The 16,277-nt window shown below is 29.4% G+C and carries 23 protein-coding genes; 17 read left to right on the top strand and 6 right to left on the bottom strand.

Going from position 1 to position 16,277, the window contains the following annotated elements:
* The first annotated feature begins 2 nt into the window (after nucleotides 1-2).
* From N4A55_RS16575 to mgsA, 12 genes are all read left to right on the top strand, one after another.
* Complete coding sequence (locus tag N4A55_RS16575; RefSeq protein ID WP_293758541.1) at nucleotides 3-266, top strand: DUF4321 domain-containing protein; 264 nt, start codon at nucleotides 3-5, stop codon at nucleotides 264-266.
* Nucleotides 267-283: 17 nt separating this feature from the next.
* Entirely contained in the window at nucleotides 284-874 is a 591-nt protein-coding gene (locus tag N4A55_RS16570) for a Maf family protein (protein WP_293758540.1), read from the top strand.
* A gap of 197 nt (nucleotides 875-1,071) precedes the next feature.
* Entirely contained in the window at nucleotides 1,072-1,773 is a 702-nt protein-coding gene (gene radC, locus N4A55_RS16565; RefSeq protein ID WP_293758538.1) for a RadC family protein, read from the top strand.
* Nucleotides 1,774-1,954: 181 nt separating this feature from the next.
* Complete coding sequence (locus N4A55_RS16560) at nucleotides 1,955-2,989, top strand: rod shape-determining protein (RefSeq protein WP_293758536.1); 1,035 nt, start codon at nucleotides 1,955-1,957, stop codon at nucleotides 2,987-2,989.
* 60 nt (nucleotides 2,990-3,049) lie between these two features.
* On the top strand, nucleotides 3,050-3,883 hold the full coding sequence (gene mreC, locus N4A55_RS16555) for a rod shape-determining protein MreC (protein ID WP_293758534.1): 834 nt from the start codon (nucleotides 3,050-3,052) through the stop codon (nucleotides 3,881-3,883).
* 27 nt (nucleotides 3,884-3,910) lie between these two features.
* Entirely contained in the window at nucleotides 3,911-4,426 is a 516-nt protein-coding gene (mreD, locus tag N4A55_RS16550) for a rod shape-determining protein MreD (protein WP_293758533.1), read from the top strand.
* Nucleotides 4,423-7,227: a penicillin-binding transpeptidase domain-containing protein gene (locus tag N4A55_RS16545; protein WP_293758532.1), complete on the top strand. Its 2,805-nt coding sequence runs from the start codon at nucleotides 4,423-4,425 to the stop codon at nucleotides 7,225-7,227. Before mreD ends, N4A55_RS16545 begins: the two co-directional genes overlap by 4 nt.
* Nucleotides 7,228-7,290: 63 nt before the next feature.
* Nucleotides 7,291-8,019, top strand: a complete 729-nt coding sequence (locus N4A55_RS16540; RefSeq protein WP_293758531.1) for a septum site-determining protein MinC — start codon at nucleotides 7,291-7,293, stop codon at nucleotides 8,017-8,019.
* 20 nt (nucleotides 8,020-8,039) lie between these two features.
* A complete protein-coding gene (minD, locus tag N4A55_RS16535) occupies nucleotides 8,040-8,837 on the top strand; it encodes a septum site-determining protein MinD (protein WP_293758529.1) in 798 nt (265 codons plus the stop codon).
* A 12-nt stretch (nucleotides 8,838-8,849) separates the two neighbouring features.
* Entirely contained in the window at nucleotides 8,850-9,113 is a 264-nt protein-coding gene (gene minE, locus N4A55_RS16530; RefSeq protein WP_293758528.1) for a cell division topological specificity factor MinE, read from the top strand.
* A gap of 92 nt (nucleotides 9,114-9,205) precedes the next feature.
* Complete coding sequence (rodA, locus tag N4A55_RS16525) at nucleotides 9,206-10,318, top strand: rod shape-determining protein RodA (protein WP_293758527.1); 1,113 nt, start codon at nucleotides 9,206-9,208, stop codon at nucleotides 10,316-10,318.
* 14 nt (nucleotides 10,319-10,332) lie between these two features.
* The gene (gene mgsA, locus N4A55_RS16520; protein WP_293758525.1) at nucleotides 10,333-10,731 is read left to right on the top strand and encodes a methylglyoxal synthase; all 399 of its coding nucleotides are present in this window, start codon (nucleotides 10,333-10,335) and stop codon (nucleotides 10,729-10,731) included.
* Between the two features lie 98 nt (nucleotides 10,732-10,829).
* On the opposite strand, the gene N4A55_RS16515 is transcribed toward mgsA, so the two are convergent.
* Together N4A55_RS16515 and N4A55_RS16510 are read right to left on the bottom strand one after the other, a co-directional pair.
* On the bottom strand, nucleotides 10,830-11,249 hold the full coding sequence (locus tag N4A55_RS16515) for a twitching motility protein PilT (RefSeq protein ID WP_293758523.1): 420 nt from the start codon (nucleotides 11,247-11,249) through the stop codon (nucleotides 10,830-10,832).
* A 439-nt stretch (nucleotides 11,250-11,688) separates the two neighbouring features.
* Nucleotides 11,689-11,898, bottom strand: a complete 210-nt coding sequence (locus N4A55_RS16510) for a DUF378 domain-containing protein (RefSeq protein ID WP_113675085.1) — start codon at nucleotides 11,896-11,898, stop codon at nucleotides 11,689-11,691.
* A gap of 191 nt (nucleotides 11,899-12,089) precedes the next feature.
* Between N4A55_RS16510 and N4A55_RS16505 the strand changes: the two genes are divergently transcribed.
* Nucleotides 12,090-13,346 (top strand): M14 family metallopeptidase, encoded by a 1,257-nt coding sequence (locus tag N4A55_RS16505; RefSeq protein ID WP_293758520.1) that lies wholly within the window; start codon nucleotides 12,090-12,092, stop codon nucleotides 13,344-13,346.
* Here the strand turns inward: N4A55_RS16505 and N4A55_RS17105 are convergent.
* Nucleotides 13,329-13,565 carry a TipAS antibiotic-recognition domain-containing protein gene (locus N4A55_RS17105; protein WP_443083843.1) on the bottom strand — a complete coding sequence of 79 codons (237 nt, stop codon included), beginning with the start codon at nucleotides 13,563-13,565 and terminating at the stop codon, nucleotides 13,329-13,331. The genes N4A55_RS16505 and N4A55_RS17105 overlap by 18 nt on opposite strands.
* 146 nt (nucleotides 13,566-13,711) lie before the next feature.
* Here N4A55_RS17105 and N4A55_RS16500 point away from each other — a divergent pair, with 146 nt between their 5' ends.
* From N4A55_RS16500 to N4A55_RS16490, 3 genes are all read left to right on the top strand, one after another.
* Nucleotides 13,712-13,882 carry a DUF255 domain-containing protein gene (locus tag N4A55_RS16500; protein ID WP_330666453.1) on the top strand — a complete coding sequence of 57 codons (171 nt, stop codon included), beginning with the start codon at nucleotides 13,712-13,714 and terminating at the stop codon, nucleotides 13,880-13,882.
* Between the two features lie 362 nt (nucleotides 13,883-14,244).
* Nucleotides 14,245-14,502 carry a hypothetical protein gene (locus tag N4A55_RS16495; protein ID WP_293758518.1) on the top strand — a complete coding sequence of 86 codons (258 nt, stop codon included), beginning with the start codon at nucleotides 14,245-14,247 and terminating at the stop codon, nucleotides 14,500-14,502.
* A 6-nt stretch (nucleotides 14,503-14,508) separates the two neighbouring features.
* The gene (locus N4A55_RS16490) at nucleotides 14,509-14,769 is read left to right on the top strand and encodes a hypothetical protein (protein ID WP_293758517.1); all 261 of its coding nucleotides are present in this window, start codon (nucleotides 14,509-14,511) and stop codon (nucleotides 14,767-14,769) included.
* A gap of 40 nt (nucleotides 14,770-14,809) precedes the next feature.
* On the opposite strand, the gene N4A55_RS16485 is transcribed toward N4A55_RS16490, so the two are convergent.
* A complete protein-coding gene (locus N4A55_RS16485; RefSeq protein WP_293758516.1) occupies nucleotides 14,810-15,241 on the bottom strand; it encodes a hypothetical protein in 432 nt (143 codons plus the stop codon).
* Between the two features lie 11 nt (nucleotides 15,242-15,252).
* A complete protein-coding gene (locus N4A55_RS16480; protein WP_293758515.1) occupies nucleotides 15,253-15,474 on the bottom strand; it encodes a hypothetical protein in 222 nt (73 codons plus the stop codon).
* A gap of 202 nt (nucleotides 15,475-15,676) precedes the next feature.
* On the opposite strand from N4A55_RS16480, the gene N4A55_RS16475 reads away from it, so the two are divergent.
* Complete coding sequence (locus N4A55_RS16475) at nucleotides 15,677-16,054, top strand: hypothetical protein (protein ID WP_293758513.1); 378 nt, start codon at nucleotides 15,677-15,679, stop codon at nucleotides 16,052-16,054.
* A gap of 16 nt (nucleotides 16,055-16,070) precedes the next feature.
* Here the strand turns inward: N4A55_RS16475 and N4A55_RS16470 are convergent.
* Nucleotides 16,071-16,277, bottom strand: a 207-nt coding sequence (locus tag N4A55_RS16470) for a hypothetical protein (RefSeq protein ID WP_293758511.1), incomplete at its 5' end; no start/stop codon positions are given.

Below are 16,277 nucleotides of genomic sequence, written 5' to 3'. Positions count from 1 at the left end.
TAATGAGTTATAGAAGAAGTAATAAAAATGGATGGGCGCTATTTCTACTCATACTAGCTGGTATCGTTTTAGGAGGATTTTTGGGTTCTCTAGCAAGAAATGTTGAATGGCTTAGATGGCTTAATTATGGACTAGAATTTGGTATGGAAAATCCTGTAAAATTGAAGTTAGAAGTATTGGTAATTGTTTTACAGTTAAATTTTAAAATTACTATTACGAGTATTATTGGTATAATAGCGGGTATACTTGTTTATAGAAAACTATAATATTGGAAGTGAAGATTTTGAAAAATATTATTTTAGCTTCCAAATCCCCAAGAAGAAAAGAATTGCTTGAAAGACTTAATTTAGATTTTGATGTAAAAGTAAGTAATTTGGATGAAGATAGATTTGAGCAAGATCTACCATGGGAATTTGTTGAGAAGCTTGCATATGAAAAGGCTAATAGTGTTTCTAAATTAGTAGATAATGATTCTTTGGTAATAGGTTGTGATACAGTTGTAGTTTATGAAGATAAAATCTTAGGAAAACCCAAAGATACTATACAAGCCAGGGATTACTTGAAAAAGCTATCTGGAAAGAAACATTTAGTATATTCAGGTATCGCTATACTTAATATGAACTCTAATAATAATTATATATCTCATGAAGTTACAGAAGTATATATGAAAGAGTTGAATGAAGAAGAAATAACTTGTTATATAAACACAGGAGAACCTCTTGATAAAGCTGGTGCATACGGTATTCAAGGGGTAGGGTCAATTTTTATTGAAAAGATAAATGGCGATTATTATAACGTAATGGGATTGCCGTTAAATAAATTATATAAAGGATTAAGTAAACTAGGGGTTAATTATTTTCAGATTGTTAAGTAAGATAAAAAATAAGTAGATAATTATATTTATATACTATATATCTTAATTAAATTTATCTATTAGAGTTGAGAGTTAGTTATTAACCTTAACTCTATTTATATATTGTGTAATAAAACATTTAACACAATATAAGCTATTAGTTTATTACAGTTTTAACTCAATACCATTTTTTTTATTATATCTAGGGGGTATTAATAATGGGAATCGACAGTAGGATGAGGGTTAAAGATCTGCCCTTATCAGAGAGACCTTACGAAAAGTTAGAGGCTTGTGGTCCAGGTGTATTATCTGATGCAGAATTATTAGCTATCATTATAAGAAGTGGTTCTAAAAAGGAACGTTCCATTGAATTAGCTCAAAGAATACTGGGAATAAAAAAACAAGGCATAAGGGGAATATACGAATTATCTTTAGAAGATTTGCAAAAAGTATCTGGTATTGGAAGAGTTAAATCAATACAAATCAAAGCTATTGCAGAATTGTCAAAGCGTATTTCTAAAAATAATGCAGTTACGAAATTAAAGATTTCTTCTCCAGGAACAATTGCATCTATTTTTATGGAAGAGCTTAGATATCTAAAGCAAGAGCATTTGAAAATTGTATTTCTAGATACTAAAAATCAAATTATATCCGATAAATTTCTTACAGTAGGAACAGTTAATGCTTCATTAATTAATCCTAGAGAGGTATTTATTGAAGCTCTAAAACATAATGCAGTACATGTGATTTTATTGCATAATCATCCTAGTGGTGACCCAACTCCTAGTAGAGAGGATATTTTGATTACAAAAAGAATAATTAATGCAGGAGACATTATTGGAATAAAATTATTAGACCATATTATAATTGGAGATGGTAATTATATCAGCTTAAAAGAGCAAGGTATATTTCAAAAATAAAATAGAATAGTCCTATTCTTTAACTGTGCAAACCAAAATTTAAGAAAATATTTTACTATATTTGGAGATAATATAAAAGAGTATACATAGTAAATAGCATTTTGGCTTTTTAAACTATGCATATAACTAAATAATACTTAACGTAACTGTAGATGATGCAAGGATTTGAAAGGAGATTTTTATGTTTAGTAGAGAATTAGGATTTGATTTGGGTACATCAGTTATGCATATCAGTCAAAGAGATAAGGGTATTGTATTAGATGAACCAGATATTATTGCTATAGATAAGAGTAAAAATGATATTGTAGCTGTAGGAGAAGAAGCATATGAAATGTTAGAAAAGACACCAGCTCATATTATTATGAATAGCCCTGTTCAATATGGGGTAGTTGCCGACTTTGATAACATGGGTAAGCTGCTTAAAATGCAATTAAGAAATCTTAAAATGGGAAAAAAATTTTCTAATAATGTTGCAATAGTCAGTGTCCCTAATGATGTATCAGAAGTTGAAAGAAAAGCTTTATACGATTTGTTTGTACATTCAGGATTTAGATTTAAAAAGGTTTATCTTATAGAGAAACCAGTAGCAGCTGCTGTAGGTGCAGGAATTGAAGTTCTAAAACCTTATGGCAATATGATAGTTGACATTGGTGGAGGTACTACTGAAGTTTCGGTTGTTTCCCTCGGAGGTATTGTTATAAGTAAATTATTAAAAGTAGGTGGTAATAAATTTGATGAGGATATAAAAAACTATGTTAAGAGAAAATATAGTATTTATATTGGTAAGAAATCAGCTGAAAAAATTAAAAAAGAAATTGGATATGTCTTTATAGATGATGAAGAAATTATATCTACTGAAGTAGTTGGAAGAGATGTAGTTACTGGATTACCTAAGAAAGTCACTGTTACAAATGAAGATATTGATATTGCTTTAAAAGAAGATATTAATGTTATAATAGATGCTATCAAATACATTTTAGAAAAGACACCACCAGAATTATCTTCTGATATATTGGAAACAGGCATTTATCTAACTGGGGGAAGTTCACTTCTAGGAAATTTAGATGTATTAATAAAAAATGAAACTTCTCTGTCAATTAATTTAGTAGAAAATCCAAAAGAATGTGTTGTAAATGGCATAGATACAATTCTTAGAGATATGAAACAATATGAAGAGATATTGATATCATCAAAACGTGAAAATAAGTTGAAATAGGGTTATATGATGAATACAATATGTCTATTTAAATGATACAGAGGGAGGGATTGTAAAAAGATGCTTAAAAAGAAAAAATTTCCAATAAAGTATATTCTGTTATTGATGACACTGATATGTTTGGTTCTTATTATTTTTACATGGGAATCCCGCTCAAAAGTAAGTCCTGTAGAAAATAGTATAGCATGTGTTGTAGTACCGATACAAAAAGGTGTTAATGTATTTGGTGATTGGGTTATTGATAAAGTCAATTTTATAAAAAATATTAATTCTCTTGAGAGTATGAATAAAGAATTACAAGATGAAGTAGATAAGTTGCGATATGAAAATAAAATACTTCAACAAGATAAGATTGAACTTGATAGACTAAGAGATTTATATGAATTAGATAAAAAATACCCTAGTTATCCTAAAATAGGTGCTTCAGTAATTGGAAAAGATGCTGGTAATTGGTATAATGTTTTTGAACTTGATAAAGGAACTGATGATGGTCTAAAAGTTAATATGGTTGTTATCGCCGGAAATGGTCTAGTTGGACATATTTTTGAAGTAGGTAAGAACTATGCCAAAGTTAAATCTATAATTGATGATTCCAGTAAGGTTAGTGCCAAAATATTAAGAACATCAGATACCTGTGTAGTTCAAGGTGAAAAGCAATTTTCAGGAAGTTGTAAAGTAGATTTTATTGAGGGATCAGCGAGTATAATTAAAGGTGATGAAATAGTGACATCACATTTATCAGAAATCTACCCACCAGGTATTTTGATAGGTACTATAAAAAATATACAAGAAAATCCTAATAAGTTAAATAAATCTGCTATCATTGAGCCTGTAGTTGATTTTAAACATTTAGAAGAAGTTTTAGTTATTAATCAAGTATGGAAAGAAAAATAATTGATATATGTGAAGGGAGGTAATGGTATGCGTAGAGTGATTATTATGATAATTTTATTGATAATTAATATTGTGTTTCAATCAACAATCATGAATGAAATTAGTATTAACAATGTTTCACCTAATTTACTTATCATAACTACTGTATCTTTTGCCCTTCTTAGAGGAAAATACGAAGGAGGAATTATTGGATTTTTATTTGGACTTCTCCAAGATATTTTCTTTGGTAAAGTATTAGGATTTTATGCTCTTATTTACATGTACATTGGATTTTTTAGTGGATATTTATACAGAAGTTTTTATAAAGAAAGTATTCTAATACCAACATTAGTTATTTCTGGTTGTGATTTTATATTTGGTCTTTATGTATACATATTTTCATTTTTGTTTAGAGGCAAGCTTAATTTCATGTATTATTTAAGTAATATTATTATGCCAGAATTAGTCTATACAACACTTGTAGCAGTAATTATTTATAAACTTTTCCATTTGATAAATAATAAATTAGAGTCAAGAGAAAAAAAGGAGGCAAATAGCAATTGATCCATGAATTACTGTTAAATGTATGGAAAATAATAAAACATAGATTATTTATTCTATTAGTATTTATTTTACTAATATTTTGGGTACTGATTAATAGGATATTTGAGTTACAGATTGTTAAAGGACAAGAATTGGCGAATCAATTTAGCATAAAATCAAAACGTAATATTGTATTAGAGGGTACTAGAGGCAATATATATGATAGAAATGGAATACCTCTGGCTATAAATGAGTTAGCATATTCTGTTACATTAGATGACAGTATTCCTGTTGAGGATAGAGGTATAATGATACGTGATTTGATTAATGTAATAGAAGAGAATGGTGATAATATTATTGTAACATTCCCAATAAAACTTAGAGATGATGAGGAATTTGAATTCGTAGGTTCCAATTCATCTATAGTAAGATTCAAAAAAGAGATATTTGGGAAAAAACGATTATCTAAAGTACAAGAAAGTTTAACTGCAGAAGATATGATAAAATTTATCAGGTCTGATGATTTCTTTAATATGCCTGTTGAAAAGTATTCTGATGAAGAAGTGGTTAAAATATGTGCTATAAGATATGCATTATACCTAACTAGAGGTTCTAAGTTCAAACCTCTAAAAGTAGCTGTAGACATCTCACAGAAAACATTGGCAATGATAAATGAAAATCAAGATAAATTTCCAGGAGCAAAGATAATTGTTGAACCACGCAGACAATATATTGATTCAACATATTTCTCTCATATTATAGGATATACTAAGACAATTAGTCCAGGACAATTAGAAAAGTTAAAGGTTCATGGATATAATGCTAGAGATATTGTTGGGCAAGCAGGTATAGAAAAAGAAATGGAAATATATCTGAAAGGAACTGACGGTAAACAGACTATAGAGGTTGACAATCTCGGAAGAACAAGAAATATTATTAGCACAGAAGAACCTGAACCAGGCAAAGATGTATTTTTAACTATTGATAAAGAGCTTCAGATGAAAACATATGATGCCTTAGAAAAACAAATAGCGAATGTTGTAGTAGAAAAAATTTATACTAAGCAACCGTCTAAAAAAGGGATTTATATTTTATTGAAAGATGTATTTGCTTCTTTATTTCATAATAATACCATATCATTAGAGAAATTAGAATATTCTAGTGAAGAACAATATCAAAATAATATTTATTCTTCTTTTATTAAACATTATAATAAAGTAGTGAACGATATTAATTATAATTTAGCAAATGACGTTAATCAATATTTATCAGAAGAAGATAGGTATTTAGACTATATAATTGACAATTTAGTCTCTGATGGTATATTATTAACACGAAAGAAAGTTGAAGCTGACGATGGAAAAAAAGAAGAGGAAATAGAAGTAAAGATAGAAGTCTACAAACAATATGAGAATAATGAAATAAGTATTAATGAATTAATAAACACAAGTATCAAAGAAAAAAGTGTAATTATTGATAAAAAAGAAGGAGAAAACCCTACTGATATAGAAATATATAATTATATAATAGATTATATAAATAAAAAAGTATTAGAAAACGATTTTAAACGCTTGGTTTATACTACTATGGCGGAAAATGGAAAATTCTTTTATAGAGACTTATGTTTTATGCTCATTGAACAGGGGATTGTTACTTCTAATGAGAAAGAAATGTCTGATTTGATAAGAGGAAAATTTTCAGCTCTTAATTTTATGAAAAGTAAAATTACTAACTTAGATATTAAACCTAGTCAGTTGGCTTTAGACCCTAGTACTGGTTCAGCAGTAGTAGTAGATGTTAAAACTGGAGAAGTCTTATCTCTTGTTAGTTATCCTAGTTATGATAATAACAAGTTTGTAAATAAATTTGATACTAGCTATTATTATAAAGTAATTAATGATCCAACTACACCTCTTGTGCATAGGGCCACTACAGAACGTAGGGCTCCAGGTTCTACATTTAAGATGGTTTCTGCCATGGCTGGTCTTGAAGAGGGTGTAATAAATAAGAATACCGTCATTAGAGATTTGGGTGTTTTTAATAAAATATCACCTCCAGCAAAATGTTGGGTATATACAGCGTATGGTTCAACTCATGGTAATGAGACAGTAGCTGAGGCACTTAGGGATTCATGTAATTACTTCTTCTATGAAGTGGGGCTAAGATTAGGTAAAGATGATGAAGGTAACTATATTCCAATTGAAGGAATTAACAAGCTAATGAAATATGTTGAGAAATTTGGATTAGATACTAAATCAGGAATTGAGTTATCCGAATATTCTCCTAAGAATCCTACTAAAGATCCAGTACGTGCAGCTATTGGACAGGATAAAAACAGTTATACTCCTGTACAGTTAGCTAGATACATTAGTACATTAGCTAATGGAGGAACTAATTTTGAATTAAACATTGTAGATAAAATATCTAGTCATAGTGGTGAAGTATATGAAGATAGAACGCCTAACATAGCTACTAAGAGTGATTTTGATCCAGAAAATATTAAAATGGTTCATTCAGGTATGTTAAAGGTAACAACTAAGCAGAATGGGGTAAGAGGTACAGCTTATAGTATTTTTAAGGACCTACCTATTAAAGTTGCTGGAAAAACTGGTACTTCACAAGAAAGTAAAAGTAGACCTGACCATGCTACTTTTACAGCTTTTGCACCATATGATGATCCAGAAATTGCAGTAGTTGTAGTTATACCTTTTGGATATACGGCCCAAAATTCTGGTAAGGTTGTTAAGGAGATAATAAGTAACTATTATGATTTATATGGAACAAGTGAAACAACTACTATGAGTAACAAATTAGAATATTAATGTGACTATTAGGGTAAGTCAAAAGATTTTGAATAACTTTTATTGGTTAGGAGGATGCTCATAATGAGCGATTGTATACTAATTAAAGGTAATAAATATGGGCTTACTATTATATTAGATGAGAATGTGACATTTAAGATTTTGAAGCAAACATTAAGAAATAAGATAATTGATGCTAAAAAATTCTTTAAAAATGCCAAAGTAGCCATTACTTTTACTGGAAGAGATCTTTCTGATAAGGAACAAAAGGAATTAGTTGATATTATTACTACTTTCTCTGATATGAAAGTAACATGTATTATGGATGAAACAAATTCGTCTAATAATGATGTAGCTACCAAAAAGGATGAAGTAGATAAAAATGATATATTAGGGATGAGTAACCCAATGGGTAATACTATGGGTGATCCTATGGCAGTATTTCATAAAGGTACATTACGTTCAGGGCAGCAATTGAATGTGGATCATAGTGTCATAATTATGGGAGATGTGAATCCTGGTGCAAAAATAACTGCAAGAGGTAATGTAATTGTTTTGGGTGCTTTAAAGGGTACAGTTTATGTAAAAGAACTGGATGGAAAACATCCTTTTGTGGTTGCATTGTCAATGAAGCCTATGCAATTAAAAATAGGTGATATAATGGGTAGATCTCCAGATGATAAAGAATTAACCATAGATACAACATCTGCTCAAATAGCATATGTTGTAGATGGTAGGATATGTATGGAGACATTGAATAATAATATCTATAAAGAACTTGAATACTACGATCATGAAGAGACAAAAAAATAATAAAAAGGGGAGATTTTCTAATGAGTGAAGTAATTGTTGTAACATCTGGTAAAGGTGGAGTTGGAAAAACAACGACTACAGCTAATCTGGGGGCTGGTCTTGCTATGGAGAATAAAAAAGTATGTTTGATTGATGCAGATATAGGATTAAGAAACTTAGATGTCGTTATGGGATTAGAAAATAGGATAGTATATAACCTAATAGATGTAATAGAGGGTAACTGTAGACTTAGACAAGCATTAATTAAGGATAAAAGATATTCCACTCTATACTTACTTCCAGCTGCTCAGACAAGAGATAAAAATGCTGTTACTCCAGAACAGATGCTTAAGTTATGTGAGGCTTTGAAAGAAGAATTTGACTATATTATCATAGACTGTCCTGCAGGTATAGAGCAAGGATTTAAAAACGCTATTGCTGGTGCAGATAGAGCATTAGTTGTTACAACACCTGAGATATCAGCAATTCGTGACGCTGATAGAATAATCGGATTACTAGAAGCTAATGAGCTTAGAAGTCCACAGTTAATAATTAATAGAATCAGAACTGACATGGTAAAAAGAGGTGATATGATGTCAGTAGATGATGTTGTTGAAATATTGGCTATTGACTTATTAGGAGTTATTCCAGATGATGAAAATATAGTTATATCAACTAATAATGGTGAGCCTATTGTTGGTAATAGGAATATGATTTCTGGAAAAGCATATGGTAATATAACAAAACGAGTTTTAGGTGAAGATATTCCAATACTTGATTTTAATAATGAAGGTGGAATATTTAGTAAGCTTAAAAATATGATTAAGCTTGGTAATTAAGGAGGGGTACAAGTGTCATTATTAAGTAAAAGAACATCTAAAAGAGTAGCTAAAGACAGATTGAAGTTAGTCCTTATACATGACAGAGCTAATTGTTCTCCAGAATTACTAGAAATGATTAAGACTGATATTATTAATGTTATAAGCAAGTATATGGATATAGATGAAGACGGTTTGGACATAAAAATGGGTAATACTAAATCAGAAATTAGTGATGGTATTGTACCAGCATTATATGCTAATATACCAATAAAGAAAATGAAGAAAAAAGCTTAATTTTTACTTATAAAATCAAGGAAAATATATTGAATTTATTGAAATAGGTATATAGATAATTAAGTTTAATATATATAGAAAGAAGTGCAAAAATGTTTCGAAATTACAATTTTAAAAAATATGATATTTTCCTAATATTAATTGTCATTGCTCTTGTTTCTTTTGGCATAATAGCAATTGGTAGTGCTACTCAGATAAATAGTAATGGATCTACATACATTAGAAATAAACAACTATTTGGTTTTATTGTTACTTTTGTATTAATGATGATTATTTCTTTGATTGATTATCATTTTATAGGAAAATTTTACTGGCTTATTTATGCATTTAATATTATACTATTAATAGCAGTTCTTTTACTTGGTGTAGAAGGAAAAGGTGCTGTAAGATGGATTAATATTGTAGGGATTAAATTACAGCCTTCTGAACTATCAAAGATTATGATGGTTATATTCCTAGCCAAGTATATTGATAAGAATAAAGAAAAAATAAATAAATTATTATTTTTGATAGAACTTGGAATACTAGTTCTAATACCTACATTATTGATTTATAAACAACCTGATTTATCAACTTCATTAGTTTTAATAGTAATTTTGGTTGTTTTGGTATTTGTAGCAGGTATTAGTTACAAATACGTATTAGTGGCTATGACTATAGCTGTACCGTTATTTTTTGGTGCATTGTGGTATATACAACAACCTGACACTGTTTTTGATGACCATCAAGTTAAACGTGTTATGAGTTTTTTGTATCCTGAAAAATATGATACTTATCAAACTGATAATTCTATCCAAGCAATTGGATCTGGTCAACTAAATGGAAAAGGGTGGTATAATGGAACTATTAATAAGTATAACTATTTGCCTGAGCCACAAACAGATTTTATTTTTTCAATAATTGGTGAAGAGGCTGGTTTTATTGGTTGTAGTATAGTTTTATTATTACTTCTATTATTAATTATAAAATGTTTGTGGATTGCTAAAGATTCTATTGATCTATTTGGTATGCTTATTATAAGTGGTTTTGTAGCTATAATTTCATTTCAAACATTTGTAAATGTTGGAGTAGCTACAGGTTTAATACCTAATACAGGTATACCACTACCGTTTATTAGTTACGGTTTAAGCTCTTTAATGTCAAATATGATAGGAATTGGTGTAATACTTAATATAAGTTTGCATAGAAAGACAACTTACTACTAAAAGGGGGTAAGCTTATGAATATTGGTTTAATTGCACATGATAATAAAAAGAAATTGATACAAAATTTTTGTATTGCTTATCGTAATATTTTAAATAGGCATGAATTATATGCTACAGGAACAACAGGCAGATTAATAGAAGAGGTAACAAATTTATCCATCCATAAATATTTAGCAGGACACTTAGGTGGGCAACAACAGTTAGGTGCCCAGATTGCACATAACCAAATTGATATGGTAATATTTTTAAGGGATCCATTATCACCAAAGCAGCATGAACCTGATCCTGCATCAGTTATTAGATTATGTGATATTCATAATATACCAATTGCTACTAATTTAGCTACAGCTGAGTTATTAGTTAAGGCATTAGAACGTGGAGACTTAGAATGGCGAAGTGTAATAAGGTCTTAAATAGAAGGAGTAATACTCCTTCTATTAATGTAGAATTATTAATAATTTAATAAATAGCAACTAATAAAGCCACCTGAAAAGGTGGCTAATATTCTACTTTAAGCAACTAAATATTCTTTTAAAGCAACTGGCAGTCCAGTTGTATCACAGTTAACACTAATAATAAATCGTACTTTATAATTATCAGAAACGGTTTTTAATTTACTAATCAATTCTTTTGTGTTACTATTCTCTATAGGTAAATGAGCCATTCTTAAAAGACCATCTACATATATTTGTTCAATATCACTATCTTCAGAAAGTATACCACACATAAACCCAAAAAATTCTTTATAATCATTAATAGGAAACTCGGAAACGTTAATATATCGTATATTATGGTGTAAATCGTAAATATGACTACTGTCGCCATCTAGATAAACTATGTGACCTTTAGCGGTTTTTATTGCATCATTTGCCATCTTAATTAAATCTTTTGTCTTACCTTCCCCAGTATCACCTGCAACCAATCTTATCATAGCAATCTCCTCCTATTTAATTATTGCTTCTAATTGATAGTATTTACAAAATACATGGACTAAGCTTATAATTAATCTATATATTGTATTATGTACTAATATAGTAGTATTAAATTGAAAAAGGTTATCATATCAATTAGAAGAAAAATTTTAAAGAACTATACTTCGAAATTCTTTTAAAATTATAACTTTACTCTTTTATTATATAACTTTCTTGAATTATTTACAATAAGATTCTTAATTTAAATTAAGAAAATATTATTAGAAAATTACTTAATTATATTAATATAAATTCAAAATATATCCAAGTATATATTAATTACTTGTATAATACATTATTAAAACAAATAAAGATAATCATAGAAATATATATAATAACAATAGTATTCTAAAGTAAATAAAAAATAGAGATTATTGTAAAATAATCTCTATAATAATATTACATCTCTCCTCTAATTCTTCCAAAGAAAGTTAACGAATATATACCAGCAATACCAACTAAAGCATAAACTATTCTACTTGCTATTGTATACATTCCTCCAAATATTGCAGCAACTAAATCAAACTCAAAGAATCCTATTAGACCCCAGTTGATAGCGCCGATTATTACTAAAATGAGAGCAACTATATCAATACCTCTAGTATTCATAAACATCCTCCTTAACATATGAATTTATGATTAACCTAAAAAGTATATGTTGTTATATCTTTTTTAAGGTTTAATCTTACTATTAGTTTCTGTAATTTTTTAAAAAATAACTAGTAAAATTTTGGTACAAGGTACATTTATCAAAAAGTAACAATAAAATAAATAAAAATAAAATTTTTTAGGTGATAAAAGTGGACAAAATTTCAAAGTCTAAAATTAGAGAAATTCAAGGCTTATTAAATAAATTAGGTTATTATAATTATAGTATTGATGGTTTTATAGAAAATTATACAATAGATGCTATAAAAAAATTTCAAAAAAATAATAATTTGAAAATAACAGGTGAATTAGATAAATTAACTTATAGTAAAATAGAAGAATTCTTAATGGGATATGTATCTCATACTATAGAAAGAGGAGATACATTGTATGATATTACAAGAAAATATAATACATCAATATGGCGAATAATAATAGCTAATCCAAATATTAATCCTTTTGATTTAACTATTGGAAATAGCATTATTGTACCACTGAATAATCAGATTGTACCTACTAATATTCCCTATACTTATAGCGTAATGGAAAATAATATATCGGGTTTAAGTAAAAGATATCCATTTTTAAGATTCGATAGTATCGGTAATAGCGTGGATGGCAGACAGATATATAGAATAAGGATAGGTAATGGTAATAATCATGTCATATATAATGGTGCTCATCATGCTAATGAATGGATTACAACATCATTACTTATGAAATTTATAGAAGTTTTTTCGGAAGTTTACTCTAGAAAAGGTTCTATAAGAGGTTATAATATAGAACAAATCTGGAATTATGCAACAATTGATATTGTACCAATGGTTAATCCAGATGGAGTAGAATTAGTTATTGATGGATTAGATAATATTAATACCAATAAGGAACAACTAATAAAATGGAATTTTGGCAGTGAAAATTTCAATAATTGGAAATCTAATATTAATGGTGTTGATCTTAACAGAAATTATGATGCTGGATGGAGAAAATATAAGGAATTAGAAACAGGGTTTGGTATTACCGGTCCTGGTCCTTTTTTATATGGTGGAACTAAACCAGAATCAGAACCAGAATCTTTAGCTATGGCTAAGTTAACTAAAAGTATTGATTCTAGATTAGTGTTGGCATATCATACACAAGGTCAAGTGATATTTTGGAATTATAAAAACCTTCAGCCAGAGATAAGCTTGTATATTGGAGAAACATTTACTAAAATAAGTGGATATGAGATGGGTTCAGAAGACTTAAGTCAGAGCTTGGCAGGTTATAAGGATTGGTACATTTTGGATTTTAGAAAGCCTGGTTATACAATAGAAGTAGGTAAGGGTAAAAATCCACTTCCCATTGAACAATTTGATATGATATATGAAAATAATGAAGAAATTTTATTATTAGCTAGTATTATTTGAAGAAATTCTAATTTTATCTTTAAATCTAATAACAACTAAGATTGAATTAACGATATGGATTTTCTTAAATTTAAAACTTATAAGAAAAGAGCAAGTCCAATGTCTAAACTGGATTTGCCCTTGTTGATTTTGATTGCTTACATACATCAGTGCTAAACATTGTAGCATCTCATTTGTACAATTATAGTGATTTTGGGTGATGTAGTCTTGCCATTGGATAATTTAAATGCAAATCAAAGATGTAGAAAAGATTCATCAATTTGTATTAGAATAATAGGTTAAAAGTTGGGGAAAATAAATTGGAAAAATAAAAATAAAAATCCAAAAGCAAAAAGAAAAATTAAAAATAGAAGGGATGTGATATTATGACTATTATGAATCGTAGTGGAAAAGTAAACAGATTGGCAAAAGAAAAGTCACCATACCTGTTGCAACATTGCGAGAACCCTGTGGACTGGTACCCATGGTCAGAGGAAGCCTTTTCTAAATCTAAAGAACTTGACAGACCAATTTTCCTTTCCATAGGGTATTCATAAATGGTTACCATATCAACTTGTCTTTGGTAACTATGTTTCAAAATAACATAAAGAATTCATTTGTGATTATAGAGTGAAATTACTGTCAAACGTAGTAATGATTAGCAAGGCGTAAAGGTTTATTCACATAGAGACTTAACCGTCAGCTAGAAACAGGGAGCAGGAAATAAAGGTTGCTCCTGCTCCAAATAAAGTTTACCATATTAGTTGTGGTAAAAAATTTGTGTAATCATCATGTTATATCTGTAGACTACGATTGATTATGGTATAACCAAAATAATTGATTACATTCAAGTTCTTTAGCATGGTCGAATTATATTGTTTGCTGTCCCTTTGACAGGATTTAGTCTGTGGTTGACATAATGTATACCTGCATGCCAAAGAAGGTTCTGTGGGGCATAAAATGGACACATATCACCATCTTTGAAACAACCTATAAGCTGTTGAAAGAACTTCACAACATTGGATATGTACAAGACCTTGAAGGATGGTCAAAGAAACTTGATGATCCTGCACCAAATTGGTTGGTATTCCTGTTACTGAACACTTTAAGAAAAGATACAAAAGGGGTTGGTACAGATGCAGTAATTAAAGCTATTATTGACCGATTAGAGGGGTGAAAATAGATGGTAGCTATACAACAGTCTGCAATTGATTTCGTAGCTTTGCACCTTCAATCATCCGTTGGAAAGTCAGTGTATATTGGGGCGATACTGGGGGCATACACCGACTATTGCAAGACCAATAAATTGACAAAAGAAACACCTATGATATTGTTGTACTATATCACAACGGTTCATGGGCAGTATGATAACTTGGTACTGGTTAATAAGTGGACACTTGAAAGAAATGTAATTGAAGTGTGGTTTGATGTAGAACTTGTTTAACTAAGAAAAGGGAATTGCAAGTAAGCAGTCCCCAAAGAAATTAAATGTTTATATCATCACTCCAACTTAATAAAAACGGTTTTCTTACATCAGGCACATTAACAGTACTCCTTACATATTCGTACCTAAGAAAGTTATTAGATGAATCATAAATAGCATAAACATCTACCTTGTTCATTATGAAACCGTATTGTGCGTAGTCTATAGCATGTTTAAATTTACGACAGTTAAAGCTAGAATTGGTATCAGGACCTACCATTGTTTTCCGCACCTCAAATGTATAATCGTAACCACCGTTTACTTCTGCTTTAAGTTGACCTTCAACTAAGAATTTAATACCAGTACTTACTGTAGTTTCTATTTTGAGAGCAACATGTACCTCATGCTTATAACTTACCCACCGACTTTCACCTCTAGCCAATGTAAGCCACACTGTTTGGTCTTCTCTTGTATTAGTGGTGTCACTAATCATGTTATAATCCTTTATAGAATAGTCGGTTCTCCTGTACTTCGCAATTTCTGGTTCGCCACTACTAAATAAATTAAAGAAATTAAAAAGGGTTCGTATACTGTAACAGTTTTGTCAATAATCGGTGCTAATTCTTTCTGTAGTCCAATAGTGTTGGTATTTAGGTCTTTTGCGTAGGAAATTTGAGTCGCCAGAATGAAAGTTAATGCTACAAGTAAAACTTTGAATTTCTTCATGTGATTTCCCTCTTTCTTTAAATTTTAGCACTAATTAATTAAACCATTTTTTTATTGCTTGTCAACAATAATTGTGCATTAGATTCTGTCAATTATCGACATAACAGCTTAATAAAACTACAAATATTGCTGTTGTCAAATTATTTCAAATGAAGTATAATGAATGAGATGTAAAAAATATTTACAGTAATGGGGTGAGATAATGAAAAAGGACGGTTATTCAATAACAATCATTGTCCTACTTGTATTCATTCTGTGTGTAAACTTAATGTTTATTCTACAACACAAGGACGAAAAAGATATTCAACCAAGCAATGTACAAATTGTTGAAGATACCAATGAATCAATTCTGCTTACAGAAGAAGAAATGGCTGAACGATTAAATATACCTTTAGAGAAGTTCACGCAGATAGCTACTTTGCAAGAAGTCGAGAAGAATAGAAACGGTGTTGTTAGAAGCTCTGAATTCGCTGTATTGCCAATGGTAAAGGTAGAAGACAAACGGTATTATATGTTAGACTCTGTTATCAAATGGTTAGACTATAATAGCACTACGGGGGACTTTAAACTGCTAGATTAAGAAAATCGAAAGGTTACTATTGGGGACTATTGTTAATGTAGTCCCTTTTTATTGCAAATTCTTTATCAAAACCAGTATTAATAGTAATATCAGCTTTGCCTATTGAAACTTTAATACCTTGTGGAATAATGGTTTTAGCTGATTGATTTGTATCTATAAAAGAATTCTTAGTATTTGAAGTATTAGTTTCAACAGCAAGCCATTTAGTATTAGTTTCTTTGCT

Origin of the sequence: Vallitalea sp. (assembly GCF_025211055.1) — a bacterium.
In the GTDB taxonomy this organism is placed as follows: domain Bacteria; phylum Bacillota; class Clostridia; order Lachnospirales; family Vallitaleaceae; genus Vallitalea.
The sequence above is the reverse complement of the archived record's forward strand: the minus strand, read 5'-3'. Positions and strand labels throughout refer to the sequence as shown.

Bases quoted from the DNA above. Each gene is read 5' to 3' on its own strand.
- N4A55_RS16575 (WP_293758541.1), top strand. From the start codon at position 3: ATGAGTTATAGAAGAAGTAATAAAAATGGATGGGCGCTATTTCTACTC.
- radC (WP_293758538.1), top strand. From the start codon at position 1,072: ATGGGAATCGACAGTAGGATGAGGGTTAAAGATCTGCCCTTATCAGAG.
- N4A55_RS16560 (WP_293758536.1), top strand. From the start codon at position 1,955: ATGTTTAGTAGAGAATTAGGATTTGATTTGGGTACATCAGTTATGCAT.
- mreC (WP_293758534.1), top strand. From the start codon at position 3,050: ATGCTTAAAAAGAAAAAATTTCCAATAAAGTATATTCTGTTATTGATG.
- mreD (WP_293758533.1), top strand. From the start codon at position 3,911: ATGCGTAGAGTGATTATTATGATAATTTTATTGATAATTAATATTGTG.
- N4A55_RS16540 (WP_293758531.1), top strand. From the start codon at position 7,291: ATGAGCGATTGTATACTAATTAAAGGTAATAAATATGGGCTTACTATT.
- minD (WP_293758529.1), top strand. From the start codon at position 8,040: ATGAGTGAAGTAATTGTTGTAACATCTGGTAAAGGTGGAGTTGGAAAA.
- rodA (WP_293758527.1), top strand. From the start codon at position 9,206: ATGTTTCGAAATTACAATTTTAAAAAATATGATATTTTCCTAATATTA.
- mgsA (WP_293758525.1), top strand. From the start codon at position 10,333: ATGAATATTGGTTTAATTGCACATGATAATAAAAAGAAATTGATACAA.
- N4A55_RS16515 (WP_293758523.1), bottom strand. From the start codon at position 11,249: ATGATAAGATTGGTTGCAGGTGATACTGGGGAAGGTAAGACAAAAGAT.
- N4A55_RS16510 (WP_113675085.1), bottom strand. From the start codon at position 11,898: ATGAATACTAGAGGTATTGATATAGTTGCTCTCATTTTAGTAATAATC.
- N4A55_RS16500 (WP_330666453.1), top strand. From the start codon at position 13,712: ATGACTATTATGAATCGTAGTGGAAAAGTAAACAGATTGGCAAAAGAA.
- N4A55_RS16495 (WP_293758518.1), top strand. From the start codon at position 14,245: ATGTATACCTGCATGCCAAAGAAGGTTCTGTGGGGCATAAAATGGACA.
- N4A55_RS16490 (WP_293758517.1), top strand. From the start codon at position 14,509: ATGGTAGCTATACAACAGTCTGCAATTGATTTCGTAGCTTTGCACCTT.
- N4A55_RS16485 (WP_293758516.1), bottom strand. From the start codon at position 15,241: ATGATTAGTGACACCACTAATACAAGAGAAGACCAAACAGTGTGGCTT.
- N4A55_RS16480 (WP_293758515.1), bottom strand. From the start codon at position 15,474: ATGAAGAAATTCAAAGTTTTACTTGTAGCATTAACTTTCATTCTGGCG.
- N4A55_RS16475 (WP_293758513.1), top strand. From the start codon at position 15,677: ATGAAAAAGGACGGTTATTCAATAACAATCATTGTCCTACTTGTATTC.